The organism is Methanospirillum sp., from assembly GCF_035406105.1.
GTDB lineage: Archaea > Halobacteriota > Methanomicrobia > Methanomicrobiales > Methanospirillaceae > Methanospirillum.
The window spans coordinates 1-13,284 of record NZ_DAONKG010000046.1 but is presented as its reverse complement, the minus strand read 5'-3'; the positions used below and the strand labels follow the sequence as shown (position 1 = coordinate 13,284).

Genomic DNA, 13,284 nt, shown 5'->3' with positions numbered 1-13,284 from the left:
AACATCCCGTGCACGGAAGATTGCCATTTACTCCTCCTCCATGAAGTCGTCCGGCTCACTGATGATTGCATCAAGATCCAGATCATCCTCATCATAATCGGTGGAGATTCTGGTAATATGAGCCATATTTCGCTGCTTCTTGGTCACTGCCGCAGTGACTTCGAAATGATCAGGGAGCTGTGCACCCGGCGGAATAAGACGGACCTGAACGCCGATAACACCCAGCTTTTTGATTGCAACGGCATATCCCTTGTCAACCAGGGTGTTTACCGGATCACCGGAGTGCTTGATATATCCTTCAGTAAACTTCTGAACACGGCCACGGGCACCAGTAAGTTTTCCTGATATGACGACCTCGCAGCCAAGTGCCCCTGAGTCCATAATACGACGGAGTGTCGAAGAACCTGCCTTTCTGAAATACCAGCCACGTTCAAGAGCGCTTGCAAGCCGCTCGGCCATTATCTGTGCATTCAGGTTTGGATTTTCTACCTGCTGAACCTCAATCTGGGGAGATTCAACACCGTATGTGGTTGCAAGATCCTGGGTTAAGGTTCTGACAACCTTTCCACCTTTCCCAATGACAATACCCGGCTTTTCAGCAAAGATCGTCACCTGTGTACCAAGAGGGGTCCGGATAAGGTCCATGCCACCATATCCCGCACGTTTCAGTTCGTGACTAAGGTGCCTTTCCACACGGACTTTCCTGACACCGTCTGCAACAAATTTTCGTTCTACTGCCACAATATCAGGCCTCCTGCTCACGGACGATCAGCTCGATATTCACCGTCTGGCGGTCTTTTGGAGTTGCACGCCCCATTGCACGTGGCATAAAACTCCTTCTTCTGATCCCGCGGTTTGCAGACACATGAATAATCCGGAGCTGCTCCCCTTCAAGTCCATTATATTCAGCATTTTTTCGGACATTATTCAGCAGCCGGAGATATACACGGCTTGCTTTCTGCGGGTACCGGCCGGCATCCCAGCCAACCAGACCCTTCCGGTGAGGAACGTTCCGGTTAAACCGCTTGAACGGGATTGGCTTTTGAAGAGCAATGACATCCTCAAGGTATGCTGCTGCATCGTCAAGCTTCATGCCCCGGATAAACCCTGCAATCTCTATTGCGTGTTTCGGGGAGATCGGAGCTTCGTTCACGCGTCCACGGGCAATATCCTTCCCGGTTACCTGGTTTGAATAATCAAATCTGGCCATAGTCATCACTTCAGCGGAACGAATTTACTCGACCTGGTTGCACCAATACCGGCAGAACCGTGGGTAACCCGCCTTCTCGTTAAAGCAAACTCACCAAGATAATGGAAGATCGATTCCGGCTGGAGTTCAACGCGGACAAATTCCTTTCCATTGTGGATCTCAAGTTCCCGTCCGATCATCTCAGGGAGAATGATCATATCACGCTGGTGAGTTCTGATTCTCGATGCATTGCTGCGGATATCGGAGAGAAGTTTCTCTTCACCGATGGTCCAGCCACGGAGAACCTTCCGACGTACCCGGGAGGGCATGACAGGAAGCAGATCCTCAAGGTTCATTGCACGGAGTTCGTCGATCTTATAGCCATGGTAGGTAAATTCCTCCTTCCGTCGTGGCAGTTTCTTCTGTACCTTCTTTGCCATCCCGTTCACCTCCTTCCAGTCCGCCGGGCTGCGATATGTCCAACCTTTCTACCCGGAGAGGTCCCACGGCTCACCGTCTTTGGTCTGCCGGCATGCTGATGTCCTCCGCCACCGAAGGGGTGATCGATAACATTCATGGCAAAACCTCTGACACGTGGCCAGTTGCTTGCAGTATTCTTCATCTTGTGATACTTCTTACCGGCCTTGACAAACGGCTTTTCACTGCGTCCTCCACCGGCTACAATTCCGATGGTTGCACGGCACTGGCCATTGAACCACTTTGTTGCTCCGCTTGGCATCCGGACTGCAACACGGCCTTCCATTTTGTCAGTTACCGTTGCCTGAACACCACTTGCACGGACAAACTTGCCGCCGTCGTTTGGACAGGCCTCAATGTTACATACCGAAGATCCGGTTGGGATTTCCTGAAGTGGAAGCGTATTTCCGTTCCGGATTTCTGCTAGAGGCCCCCATGTCAGGACATCCCCAATACCCATACCCTCAGTAACCAGGACGTAGGTTTTTTCTCCGCCAGGTACGTCGACACGGGCAATCGGGGTATGACGTGCCGGATCATGCTCGATATCAATAATCTTGTAACTGATGGTCTCTCCTGCACGGCCAAGATGCCTGAGTGCTGCTTTGTACCGGTGTGAAGGTGCACGATATGTCGGGCCACCATGTCCACGGCTTTGTGTAGTTATTCTATGTCCCATACTGGCACCTCACATGATTCCAAGCCGGCTGAGAATCTCTTCAGCAGCTTTCGGGTTTGAAAAACTCACCATTGCTTTTTTCTCTCCCCGGTTTGTCATCATCGTTCTGACCTTGGTAACCGGCTGATCAAACATCTTCTCTATGGCCACCTTGATCTGATTCTTGGATGCTTTCCGGTCAACGATAAACTGCAGCTGACCGTCACGCTCGACGATCATACTCGCCTTTTCTGTTGCATATGGATATTTCAGAATCATTACTGCTCGCCTCCAAGTTTTCTGACGGCGTCCTCAGTCCAGAGCGTAAGACGGGCAGAATGCGTGCCTGGTGCCAACAGTTCAACGTTCAGGTTGTCTACAAGGCACACATCAACTCCGGCCAGATTTCGAGCGGCACGAAGCTTCTCATTGCCGGTAACGATAAGAAGACTCTTTCTTTGTTTATACCGGCGACCACGGAGCTTTCCGCGACCTGCACGAACCTTACGTGACCGTTCTGCACGCTCCACATCCCCATATACACCGATGGCGCGAAGAGCTGCAATAACTTCCTTTGTCTTCTTCAAAGATTCAAAATCGCTTGAGAGAACATACGGGAGGGACCCGGTAAACACATGACCACGGGAGCGGACAAGTTCGGGGGAGACCGTTGCTGCAATGGCAGAGTTCAGAGCTTTACGCTTTTCCTTCTGATTGATGCTACGAACCAGTACTTTCTCTACTTTTGGCGGATGTGCTTCACGGCCGCCTTTTGCCTGTGGAACCTTTGCTGCGCGGGAACTGTTTTTCAGACGTGGTACATGTGAAACACCACGACCACTTCCCCATCCTACTGCAGAGGCCGTGATTCCGGCATACACATAAGCTCCATGCGGCTGATACCGCCGGCTCTGCTGGGCGATTACCGCTTTCTTGATAAGATCGGGGCGATATTCGGAACTGAAGACCGATGGAAGCTCTATCTCGTGGGCAACTGTTCCGGTAAGTGTCAATACCTGTGCTTTCATTTACTTCACCCCTGCTTGGACGCGAGGCTAACAAAGCCAATAGTCGGCTCGCGGATCTTGTGTTCTCCCAGTCTCATGGCATGGCGGATACGGACAAGACGCTTTGACGGGCCTGGGATAGAGCCCTTGATCAGAACATACCGTGCACGGACTTCTCCATAGTTGATAAATCCGCCTTCAGGGGTAATCTCTGCACCATCTTCACCGATTTTAAGAAGACGTTTGTTAAACTCGGTTCTCTGATGGTATCCCATCTGACCCATCATCGGAACCTGCCAGCGGACATGGTGCGGAGTCCATGGTCCAAGGGTTCCGACATGACGTTCTTTCTTTCCACGGGAGTGCTTTCTCTTTCGAAGGTGAACACCCCAGCGTTTCACCGGACCCTGGGTCCCTTTTCCTTTGGTGATGGCCGTTACATCGGTATACTGACCGACTTTGAAGAGCGACCGGACATCAACGTCTTTTCCAAGAATACTCAGGCCGTACTCAAACCGCTCAGTCATAGAACCGCCATCAATACGGGTTTCCATGAGATCCGGTACCTTCTTTGGAACGCCGGTAAGAACAGAGGGACGGGTATACGTTAGTGCAACAACATCGACGATCTTGCCTGCCTCAAGTGCCTCACGAATCTTCTTCTCTGCCTCTTCACGCTTGTTGTTCTTTGGAAGGTTAAGTCTCCGTCCAAGTTCCTTATCAAAGGAGTCAGCCCAGACTTCAGTCAGAACATGGTTACCATACGTATCATGACGATAGACGCGGATTGCGGCAACACGCATATCCGGTACTTCGATCACTGTAACGGGCACCATGATATCTTTCCCCTCATTCGGGCTGTGGGCATGATCATCAGCCATGATGACATGAGTCATCCCCACCTTGTATCCTGCAAAGCCCTGGAGTGCAGGTTCTCCCTGGTACGCGGGCCACGCATGATATTTTGGAACCGGGCTTTTTGCCCTCTTCCTCGGGCTGTATGCCAGAGAACCCAAGCGAGGTCTGTGAATATTTGGCATGTATTAATCAGTCCTTCTTTTCTGTATCTGGGGGCACCCCGGAATTTTTCGGAGTGCTTCGATGCAGGAAAGAGACACGGGACATACGCTGCGTATGCGCTTTCGCCATAACTGCTGCATGCCGGGCATACTGCAAAATCCCTTCCTACCGCATGGAGTTCCGTTTCGGATGTGCAGATAACTCTGCCAGAATGATACTCACATGTGTAGACAGATTTGGCCTGTATCGTCCGGCTACCGGTCTCTCGTAAGATGCGTGATACTTCGGCTTATCCTGAAACCAGGATCCGGGCCGCATCGTCCACCCTTGCCGACATCACATCCCACTCAATCAGCCCATTGCAATTAAAGCAATTTTTGACCAGTTCATGACTAATTATAGTCAGAATCAGTACAATCAGACAGCAGGGGAATCAGATCCCCGCTATCGAGGCTTCCCTAATATTCATCAAAATGAGGTATAAAGATTTGGACTGCCTTTCACTCAAAATAGAGGTCCCCGTCTTCTTTCAGATACACCTCAAATTTCTCGCGGACCAGCCTCGATTTGTTCTTTTCAGGGATTTCCTCACGAATCCGGTTCATCAGCTGGATATTGTCATACCTGACCTTTATGCCGACCTTTTCAGCCTCGTCATAAATCTTTTTTGCCGCGTCAAAAAGGTCAGAACCCTTCTCAATTGTACAGAGATGTCGTGCATCAAGACTGTAGAAAAAATCAAGAGTCTCCCGCGCCCGTTTGATATTCTCCATCGCGGATTTTTCAATGGTACAGATATTCGCCTTTGAAGTCTGGATTAAATCGGCGATCTGTTGCTGGGTAAGGCCCGACTTCCTGTACCGGAGAACCTCCTTCTGTCGATCTGTCAATAACCCTTCTTTCATACAGGTATTCTTCTCTATGGATTTAAACAGGTTTCGTTAACTCACTCAATAACGACAGAATGTTAAAGGAAGATTTACTATCTATTTAAATTACAGCTAATCCGCGCCACGAAGGGGTTTTTGACAAAAAACGATTTCACAATATTTATTATGATATTTTGTCAAAGTATCGTTGAACACACAGAGGTGTAGTATGGTTGTAAAAGTAGGAATTGCAAAACTCGGAAATATTGCCAGCGGTGTCATGGCAGAACTTCTCCTTGATGAGCGTGCAGACCGTGAAGACATGCAGACCTTCATGGCAACATCAGGAACCAAACTTCAGCCGGAAGATATCGACCGTGTCGTTACCAATATGAAGGCATGGGGCCCGGACTTCTGTATCGTTGTCTCTCCAAACGGAGTTCTTCCAGGACCAAAAGGCGCACGTGAGGCACTTGCAGCAGCAGGTATTCCATGTGTCGTCATTACCGACGATATAACCACCAAGAAGGAAGAATGGGAAGCCCTCAAGGCAAGCGAATTTGGATACATCATCATGAAGGGCGACTCCATGATTGGTGCACGCCGTGAATTCCTTGACCCCATTGAGATGGCAGACTACAATGGAAATCTCATCAAGGTCCTCTCCGTGACCGGAGCATTCCGCAAACTTCAGGTTGCCCTTGATGAAGTCATCGATCAGGTAAAGGCAGGAAAGAAGGGTAAGGACCTTGTTCTCCCCAAGATTGTGATGACCTCGGACAAGGCTGTTGAAGGAGAATTCAGCAACCCCTATGCATACGCCAAGGCTCGTGCAGCATACGAGATCGCGCAGGCAGTAGCCGGTGTCAACGTCAAGGGTTGTTTCATGACCAAGGGCTTTGAAAACTACACCCCAATCGTTGCATCAGCACATGAGATGATGCGCCAGGCAATGCTCCTCTGTGAAGAAGCACGTGAGATGGAAAAGGCAAATGATGCCGTCATCCGCAAGCCGCACAAGAACGATGGAACCCGGGTTGCAAAGAAGACCCTCATCAGCAAACCAGAGTAAACCCAAAAGGGTTCTTTTTTTTAGTTCTTACTTTACCCGGAACTGTTATTGTCCCGCCACATCCTTCCCAGATCTTCCGGAAGAGTCAGGATGACCGGTTCATAATGAAGCCGTTCCATAAAGGCCGAATCAGATGTAGAGAGAGGATTTGGATTAATCCGTGCAATGAGCACCGCAAACGCAGAAAAATAGTCCCGGTCTGAATCCTGACCAAAGAATATCGAAAGATTCCAGGCACCATGCCCCAGGTCATGGTAAAAATCAAGAATCTGAATCAAATCTTCTGAAAATAAATTCACATACTCCAGAAAATCAGTTATGGTGACACCGGGAAGGATACATCGGATCTCCTTCTCACCAATCGGGACCGGATGTGCATACCAGAACAGGTGAAGACCGGGTAAAAACCTCTCAGACTCTCTTTCATGCAGACATACGTCATTCCACCACACACGATTATGTTGCTGATAATACTGTCTGGAACATGAGAGGTATGTACCGGGAAGGGAATCTGGTATAGGATCGATAAGCCCCTGCAGATGGGGATGAGGCAGGGATGCACCGGCAGAGGGAAGAAAATTCCAGTTAATCGAACCATACCCGGGTTCATTCTGTAATCCCTGTATCTGGCCAATAAGCGCATTTTGTATCTGTTCCTGTGTAAATGAACGAACCATATGATCCCTGGTCATGACGGTGACAATATGGTATGATGCAAACGGGTAGAGATTTGGAAAGGTGATACTCTCACCGACTTCCAGCCGGGTACCATCCGCAAATACAGGAGTTACCTTATTGACAAGGTCAGGACAGAAGGGACATCCATCCGGTGTATAATAAGGGATATCCGGCGTTCCGATGCCTCTTTTGAGGCGCTCAGGACAGATACGGGAACGTATACCCGTCAGGGATTCGGTCCTGAACTCAATAAAGCCACTGGCATGCTCATGTCGGCTGGTTTGAAACATCTCATCTTCCCAATACCCCGTATGAACATATCAGTATTTCCTCCCCTTTGGATTGAGATTAACACTCTGATTAAATTGAAAAAAGAAGTATGTGTAAGGTTTACACGACGTATTTTCCAAGCAGGCGGATTGAATTGGTGATATCCGGACCGATTGGTGAGCCAAAGATAATCTGAGTGACACCAGCCTTGGTAAGGTCCTCACATTTCTGTCTGACCGTGTCTGGGTTACCGGCAATCGTGAATGCATCGATCATGGTGTCGTCGACATTCTCACCGACTGTCTTAAAGTCAAACCGTGCAATTGCGTCCTTGAGGATTGCAACCTTGTTCAGGTCAACTCCGTGACGGTTGTTGATCTCTGGTGGTGAACCTGCTGCGATGAAAGCGGCAACAATCTTTGCAGCGTTGCGTGCTTTCTTCTCGTTCATGTCGATTGACATGGCAGTGTATGCCCCGACATCAAAGCCTTTCTTTCCAACCTTGTCACAGGCAGCCTTAATGATCGGTATTGCGATCTCAAAGTCCTTCGGGTTGGATGCGTTAATGAGCGCACCGTCTCCGATTCTCCCGGCAAGATCAAGAACCTTGGGACCTTGTGCTCCTACGTAGATCGGGATACCCTTCTTTCCTGGAAGCTTGACACCTGTCAGTTTTGCACCATCATAATCAAAGAACTGCATGCCGCTCTTTTTGATCTCCTCACCTGCAACCAGTTTTCTAATCTGTACAATTGCCTCTTCCAGACGAGCAACCGGTTTCTCTGGGTTGATTGCAAGCTTTGGAAGGGTGGACAGGTCACCGGGTCCAATACCAAGAACTGCCCGACCATCAGAGATCTCATCAAGCGTACAGGCAAATGAAGCCATTGCAGCCGGGGTATCGGTAAAGGAATTCATGATACCCGGACCCATCTTCAGGGTGGTGGTCGCCTGTGCAATTGCTGCAAGGGTTGGGTAGCAGTGACGGTTGTTATAGTGGTTTGTGATCCATGCAAAGTCAATATCTTTGGATTCTGCAAGTTTACAGTATGTTACTACCTGTTTTACCGATAAATTACCTGGGACAAATTCGATACCATAACTCAAGGCATATCACCTCAATTCACTATTAACACCCATACCGGTAAAAATATTATCATTTGATATCGGGGTTTTTTTACATTTCCTGCATCCAACATCAGAATTGTGAAGATATGCCCGTATTATGAGATCAGGATCTCTAAATATCCTGCATAACGCATCGGTTTCTCTGAGATAATCCCACATAATGTGGATATCTCCTGATCAGAAATGAGGAACACTTGTATCAGATGAACAGAATACATATACACAGGATCCTCGGTGAGTATGAACGGGCGTGATATGACCATATGAGACTGCTGATTCTTGGGCTTGGAACTGCAGGAAGTAAGATAGCGGATGCGATAATCAGACCGTCTGGTTACTCTTCCAGATGTTCAGACCTTCATGCTGTGGCAGTTGATAATGACCCGGATGTCCTCGAGCACCTGAATCATATCGGAGAGGAAGCAAAGTTCTACTTTCCAAAGGATGACATCGATGCTCCGGAGCTGCTCACGACCCGGTTCACCATAGATGAGGTAAAAGCCAAACTCAAGAGCTTTGATGTTGGAGTTCATGACGCAATCCTGGTCTGCGCCGGTCTTGGGGGAGGTCTGGTGAGTCTTGTTCCACACCTTGTCTCAATCATTCGGGAGACGATGTTTGAACCTGTGTTTGCCCTAGTTACCATACCGGCGGAGGATGAAGGGGAGTCGCGTCTCATCAGGGCGATGAAAAACCTCCAGACGATCCGGCCCCTTGTCGATGGAGTAATTATTTTTGATAACCAGCTCTGGCTGGACAAGGTACGGGGAGAACTGGCAGAGACGACCCTGCAGAAGCCTGCAAGTATCTCTGAAAAATTCTGGCTTCCCGGAACATCTGAGCGGGAGAGTATTGAACCATATGAACTGGTAAACCGTCATATCGCCCGAAGAATCCGGTTACTGGTTCATGCTGGTGAGATACAAAAAGGAATTCCACAGACCGTTCTTGACTCACGGGAGATACTGAACACTATTACCGGCATGTCGTTTATCACCATCGGCCTTGCGGAAGAAGATCTCCCGGACCATGGGAGAATCGGCATCATCAGACAAAGGAATGAATCCCGCGTCGGAAGACAGGAGCGGGCTGCCCGCATCGTCAAGCTTGCAGAAAAAGCGGTCTTTCGGGATATATCCGCATATTGTGACATTTCAACCGCCAAAAAGGCCCTTATCCTGCTGTCAGGGCCGGAGGAGGAGCTATCCATGAAAGGGTACATGGCTGTGCGGAAGTGGATCGATGAAAGCATTGACGGGTATGAAATGAGGGCTGGGGATATCCCGGTTTCATCCAGACAGGCAAACCGTGTATCAGTGCTCATAGTCTTCTCAGGTCTGAAAACGGTGACACGGGTTCAGGAGCTCTACGAGCGATTTAGCCACAAAGAGAAAGCCGGGTGATTACCGATCCACAACACGTGAGAACGGAATAGTTCCCGCGCCAATTTCTGTTTTTAATTTATATCCGGCTTCCGCGGCACACCCAATCGAATTCATACCTGAAAAGGAGACCAAAGAGATGCGGTGAGGATCGGTTAACAGATTAAATATTCTCCCTTTTCCCATCGTGAGTGGAAAGCGGAATCCGCATCCCTGCATCTTCTCAATAAGATCCTGCCCGCGCTCTTCAGCAGCACCAGGAATCTGTCTGACATTTGCAAGCAGCAGTCCGGTCCCGGTGTTGATATAATCCGTTATTGAAGTCAGCCCGGCTCCGATAAAGAGCTGAAGAGAGTCTACTGTTGAACCCTGGTACCCGATTATATTCGTAAATCTAGTGGGTTTTTTGTTTTCAATCTGGATTGTTCCCCCATATGCAACCCGTACCGGGATACCATTATGCTGAAAAACACCGTCCATAGTAATGCTACAGACCGTCAGAATTCCGCTATGGCCGGATGGAACACGCGGGTCACGATCAATGACTGAATATCCTGAAAAAAAACTGCACCCGCTATCCCTGACCTTATCAAACCGCTCAGATACTGGTTCAAATATTTCATCAGGGACTATTGTCAGATTATATGCAACGTCACCAGTGGCAGTCTCCGGATCAAAGGTACTTCGGAATGCGAGTCGTTCCAGCTTTGAGATGACAAATCCCATCCGATCATCAACAAGCGCCCGATCGGTCTCCATGATCCCGGCAGGTGTAAGAATCCTTCCCTGGTTCCCTACCTTTTCGGTAAACCCACGGGTGTCAAGATACCGGAGATAGTACTGAACTGCCCGGTCTGTCATCACATACCCCCGCTCAGCCAGCATTTCAGACAGGCGTTTCGCCCCCATCGGCTCCCGGTGTTCCTTGAGAATACGAAGGATTTCAATGTATTTATGCTCGGTCTTTATCATCGTGCTGTAACCACCCCATGACTGTCCTGATACCTGCCTGAATACCCGGCCGTCGGTGTATCTACCTGTTGAAAGACCATTTGAACTATTCTGTCACCTTCCTGCACAGATACATCTTCTGTTCCGCAATTATACAGACAGAGCGTAAGATGACCACGAAACCCGGGATCTACAAATCCACCGCTGATAAAAATTCCGCGACGTGCAAATGAAGAACGACACCGAAGTGTCGCTGCGATGTCCAGAGGGAGTTCAACCCATTCCTTGCTTGCAAGCAGGGTCATCATATTCCTTCGGATGACAACCGGCTCTGAAGCACGCAGATCGTAAGAGGCGGGTTGCTGACTCTCTTCAGCATATGGCTCAAGCGTTATTTTTCCTTCTTCGCGGGAAAGGTTCATCCGGGAACGAATTGACTGTGATGACAGGATCATATCCTTAGGTTGGGAGAATAAAGATTATCAGCCTATGGATAGAAATTCTGAGGGGATCCATGGGGTAGCGGATATCCTACCGGGCTTCGGACCCGGAGACGTGGGTTCGATTCCCACTGGATCCGTCTCTTTTACAGTGATCTTCTCCGGCTGCTATGGCTTCTTCTCCGAGGAGATCTTCGCCTGGACCGAAACATAAAAAGACCACCTCCTGCAATCACCAGGATCACTCCAATAATGAGGGGGATGAGAGGAAAGGTATTTGAATTGTTACTTCCGACCGTTGACGGATTATGAAGAATTATTGTGTTCGGGTTTGTCTGAGTACTTGCAGATGTTGAATTCGGGTAATATCCTCCCTTCTCTGCTTTAATCCGATACATTTTTCCCTCAATCGCCGGAAGCAGACAGGTTCCGTTCACATCAGTCGCACACGTACTCAGCGACTCCTGTGCTTCACCAAGGAGAAACACCGACGCGTCCCGAAGCGGATTTCCATATGCATCACTGACCTGCACCTGTAAATCGATAAACTCACTCTCAAGGACGATTATCAGTTCACCAGTCTCCTTTCCAGGGGTAAAGGATGAGGTGTTCGTCTTGTAGCCATCATGGTTCACAATGAACTCATAGGGCCGTATCTCAAGAGAGGGTATCATCATCCGTCCAAACTCATTGGTCTCGCCAAGCAGAGCCCCGTCCATCCGGATGGTGGCATTTGTGAGAGGTTTTTGATCGTTATTGTAGACAGAAACGAAGATCGTTGATTTTGCCTTGACCAGTGGGAAATCGACCACTTGGTCCTCATATGATATGGTCCTAGCTACATGGGCGGGTTCATACCCGTCCGCAGTAATATCAAAAATGTGTTCGACATTGCGGCTCGTATTTGATATCAGGATCCCCCGATCATTTGTCGTGCCGGTGTTTACCCCGTCTATCTGAATATGAGCTGACTGAATCGGAACGGAACTGGCAGCATCCAGAACACGTATCGAGATTCTGTCATTTCTGACCAGAGAATACTGAACAGTTGTCGAGTCACCACCGGTTACAATGGTATCATGGGTTGCCTGAAAATTCGGTGCAGTGATCTCAAGATTATACACCTGGTCTGCCCGTAATCCCAGATCCGCTTTCCCTTCAAACCCTGACCGGGCCTCATGACGGATACCATCCTCACCTGTAACCACGATGTATGCATCCTGAACTGGAATGAGCGTATCAGCATCGTATACTTCTACATGAAGGGTGCTGTTTCTCACCTGAAGAGGAACCAGAAGAGCGGTATCATTCTCAGCAGGTGATCCGGTCCACTCCGAATAGCCTCCTTTTGCAACCCTGATGTGAGGACGGTATCCCTCAAAACTCAGGTTAAATGCCCCGTTAATATCGGTTTTCCCGGCAATCTTCCCGTCTGCATAAATGATTGCTTCAGGTATCAGCACTGTCCTGTCAGACTGCTCAAATACAATGACCATCACTGAGGATCCTGAAACAAGACACAATGAGAGGACAAGACATATACTGACAAGACAAACCGCGGGAAAATGCATATCTGATATAGTGTGTTGGTGGTTCTATAAAAAAAGGATACAGGGTTACCCGTTATTCAAGCGTCCGGGATCGGCCAGGTGCCCATTCTCTGACCTGCGGTACACGGTCAATGAGCATTCCTTCAACCATCACCGGTCTGAGTCGTCTGGCTTCTTCTATCGCTTTTTCAAGACGCCACGTGCGGTCGGCATAGATCGTAAAGATAGGATCGCCTTTTGAGAGACTGGTCCCAGGTTTTGCATGCAGATATAATCCAGCCCCATGATCTGCGGGCGCACCAGCAGTCCGGGCAATCGAAATTAAGGAATGATTATTCAGATCGATGACATATCCATTGCTGTCTGCACGAACAGTGTAGAAATGTTCACCTGCGGTTATTTTTTCAGATCTGACATCAGGATTTCCACCCTGGACTGCAATAATCTCAAGGAATTTTTTATGTGCCTTTCCGGATCGTAAAATCTCATTTGCTACCTGGGCACCTTCACCACGGTTCGCCTTCCCTGCAAGTTCCAGTGCAATACCGGCAATAGCACAACTCTTCTGAATTTGAGAGCGGGGGGAATCACTT

General features: G+C 48.9%; 15 protein-coding genes, 1 tRNA gene and 1 pseudogene. 3 read left to right on the top strand and 14 right to left on the bottom strand.

Going from position 1 to position 13,284, the window contains the following annotated elements:
* Positions 1-27: 27 nt before the first annotated feature.
* The 8 genes from PLA23_RS04410 to PLA23_RS04375 all read right to left on the bottom strand — a co-directional run bounded on the left by PLA23_RS04410 (position 28) and on the right by PLA23_RS04375 (position 5,256).
* Entirely contained in the window at positions 28-741 is a 714-nt protein-coding gene (locus PLA23_RS04410) for a 30S ribosomal protein S3 (RefSeq protein WP_324330690.1), read from the bottom strand.
* A gap of 4 nt (positions 742-745) precedes the next feature.
* Positions 746-1,210: a 50S ribosomal protein L22 gene (locus tag PLA23_RS04405; protein WP_324330688.1), complete on the bottom strand. Its 465-nt coding sequence runs from the start codon at positions 1,208-1,210 to the stop codon at positions 746-748.
* A 5-nt stretch (positions 1,211-1,215) separates the two neighbouring features.
* The gene (locus PLA23_RS04400; protein WP_324330686.1) at positions 1,216-1,629 is read right to left on the bottom strand and encodes a 30S ribosomal protein S19; all 414 of its coding nucleotides are present in this window, start codon (positions 1,627-1,629) and stop codon (positions 1,216-1,218) included.
* A 5-nt stretch (positions 1,630-1,634) separates the two neighbouring features.
* Positions 1,635-2,345 (bottom strand): 50S ribosomal protein L2, encoded by a 711-nt coding sequence (locus tag PLA23_RS04395; RefSeq protein ID WP_324330684.1) that lies wholly within the window; start codon positions 2,343-2,345, stop codon positions 1,635-1,637.
* 9 nt (positions 2,346-2,354) lie between these two features.
* Positions 2,355-2,603 carry a 50S ribosomal protein L23 gene (locus PLA23_RS04390; protein WP_324330682.1) on the bottom strand — a complete coding sequence of 83 codons (249 nt, stop codon included), beginning with the start codon at positions 2,601-2,603 and terminating at the stop codon, positions 2,355-2,357.
* On the bottom strand, positions 2,603-3,352 hold the full coding sequence (rpl4p, locus tag PLA23_RS04385) for a 50S ribosomal protein L4 (RefSeq protein ID WP_324330680.1): 750 nt from the start codon (positions 3,350-3,352) through the stop codon (positions 2,603-2,605). The genes PLA23_RS04390 and rpl4p overlap by 1 nt, the downstream gene beginning before the upstream one ends.
* 5 nt (positions 3,353-3,357) lie before the next feature.
* Complete coding sequence (rpl3p, locus tag PLA23_RS04380) at positions 3,358-4,371, bottom strand: 50S ribosomal protein L3 (RefSeq protein ID WP_324330678.1); 1,014 nt, start codon at positions 4,369-4,371, stop codon at positions 3,358-3,360.
* Positions 4,372-4,851: 480 nt separating this feature from the next.
* Positions 4,852-5,256, bottom strand: coding sequence for a Tfx family DNA-binding protein (locus PLA23_RS04375; protein ID WP_324474160.1), 405 nt, complete (start codon positions 5,254-5,256; stop codon positions 4,852-4,854).
* A 193-nt stretch (positions 5,257-5,449) separates the two neighbouring features.
* Between PLA23_RS04375 and PLA23_RS04370 the strand changes: the two genes are divergently transcribed.
* Entirely contained in the window at positions 5,450-6,292 is an 843-nt protein-coding gene (locus PLA23_RS04370; protein ID WP_324474158.1) for a F420-dependent methylenetetrahydromethanopterin dehydrogenase, read from the top strand.
* Between the two features lie 32 nt (positions 6,293-6,324).
* Here the strand turns inward: PLA23_RS04370 and PLA23_RS04365 are convergent, their stop codons facing one another.
* Complete coding sequence (locus tag PLA23_RS04365) at positions 6,325-7,260, bottom strand: galactose-1-phosphate uridylyltransferase (protein ID WP_324330552.1); 936 nt, start codon at positions 7,258-7,260, stop codon at positions 6,325-6,327.
* A 100-nt stretch (positions 7,261-7,360) separates the two neighbouring features.
* Positions 7,361-8,347, bottom strand: coding sequence for a 5,10-methylenetetrahydromethanopterin reductase (locus PLA23_RS04360; RefSeq protein WP_324330550.1), 987 nt, complete (start codon positions 8,345-8,347; stop codon positions 7,361-7,363).
* Positions 8,348-8,631: 284 nt separating this feature from the next.
* On the opposite strand from PLA23_RS04360, the gene PLA23_RS04355 reads away from it, so the two are divergent.
* Complete coding sequence (locus PLA23_RS04355; RefSeq protein WP_324330548.1) at positions 8,632-9,771, top strand: tubulin/FtsZ family protein; 1,140 nt, start codon at positions 8,632-8,634, stop codon at positions 9,769-9,771.
* On the opposite strand, the gene PLA23_RS04350 is transcribed toward PLA23_RS04355, so the two are convergent.
* Both PLA23_RS04350 and dcd read right to left on the bottom strand, forming a co-directional pair.
* A complete protein-coding gene (locus PLA23_RS04350) occupies positions 9,772-10,722 on the bottom strand; it encodes a DUF128 domain-containing protein (RefSeq protein ID WP_324330546.1) in 951 nt (316 codons plus the stop codon). It lies immediately after the preceding gene.
* A complete protein-coding gene (dcd, locus tag PLA23_RS04345) occupies positions 10,719-11,156 on the bottom strand; it encodes a dCTP deaminase (RefSeq protein ID WP_324330544.1) in 438 nt (145 codons plus the stop codon). The genes PLA23_RS04350 and dcd overlap by 4 nt, the downstream gene beginning before the upstream one ends.
* Positions 11,157-11,209: 53 nt before the next feature.
* Between dcd and PLA23_RS04340 the strand changes: the two genes are divergently transcribed.
* A tRNA-Arg gene (locus tag PLA23_RS04340) sits at positions 11,210-11,281 on the top strand.
* 6 nt (positions 11,282-11,287) lie between these two features.
* On the opposite strand, the gene PLA23_RS04335 is transcribed toward PLA23_RS04340, so the two are convergent.
* Together PLA23_RS04335 and PLA23_RS04330 are read right to left on the bottom strand one after the other, a co-directional pair.
* Entirely contained in the window at positions 11,288-12,637 is a 1,350-nt protein-coding gene (locus PLA23_RS04335; RefSeq protein WP_324330542.1) for a carboxypeptidase-like regulatory domain-containing protein, read from the bottom strand.
* A 127-nt stretch (positions 12,638-12,764) separates the two neighbouring features.
* Positions 12,765-13,284 (bottom strand): annotated as a pseudogene (locus PLA23_RS04330) (AMP phosphorylase); the annotation flags it as partial.

Coding starts and splice junctions, on each gene's coding strand:
- rpl3p (WP_324330678.1), bottom strand. CDS start 4,371: ATGCCAAATATTCACAGACCTCGCTTGGGTTCTCTGGCATACAGCCCG.
- dcd (WP_324330544.1), bottom strand. CDS start 11,156: ATGATCCTGTCATCACAGTCAATTCGTTCCCGGATGAACCTTTCCCGC.
- PLA23_RS04365 (WP_324330552.1), bottom strand. CDS start 7,260: ATGTTTCAAACCAGCCGACATGAGCATGCCAGTGGCTTTATTGAGTTC.
- PLA23_RS04395 (WP_324330684.1), bottom strand. CDS start 2,345: ATGGGACATAGAATAACTACACAAAGCCGTGGACATGGTGGCCCGACA.
- PLA23_RS04405 (WP_324330688.1), bottom strand. CDS start 1,210: ATGGCCAGATTTGATTATTCAAACCAGGTAACCGGGAAGGATATTGCC.
- PLA23_RS04335 (WP_324330542.1), bottom strand. CDS start 12,637: ATGGTCATTGTATTTGAGCAGTCTGACAGGACAGTGCTGATACCTGAA.
- PLA23_RS04390 (WP_324330682.1), bottom strand. CDS start 2,603: ATGATTCTGAAATATCCATATGCAACAGAAAAGGCGAGTATGATCGTC.
- PLA23_RS04375 (WP_324474160.1), bottom strand. CDS start 5,256: ATGAAAGAAGGGTTATTGACAGATCGACAGAAGGAGGTTCTCCGGTAC.
- PLA23_RS04370 (WP_324474158.1), top strand. CDS start 5,450: ATGGTTGTAAAAGTAGGAATTGCAAAACTCGGAAATATTGCCAGCGGT.
- PLA23_RS04355 (WP_324330548.1), top strand. CDS start 8,632: ATGAGACTGCTGATTCTTGGGCTTGGAACTGCAGGAAGTAAGATAGCG.
- PLA23_RS04400 (WP_324330686.1), bottom strand. CDS start 1,629: ATGGCAAAGAAGGTACAGAAGAAACTGCCACGACGGAAGGAGGAATTT.
- PLA23_RS04350 (WP_324330546.1), bottom strand. CDS start 10,722: ATGATAAAGACCGAGCATAAATACATTGAAATCCTTCGTATTCTCAAG.
- rpl4p (WP_324330680.1), bottom strand. CDS start 3,352: ATGAAAGCACAGGTATTGACACTTACCGGAACAGTTGCCCACGAGATA.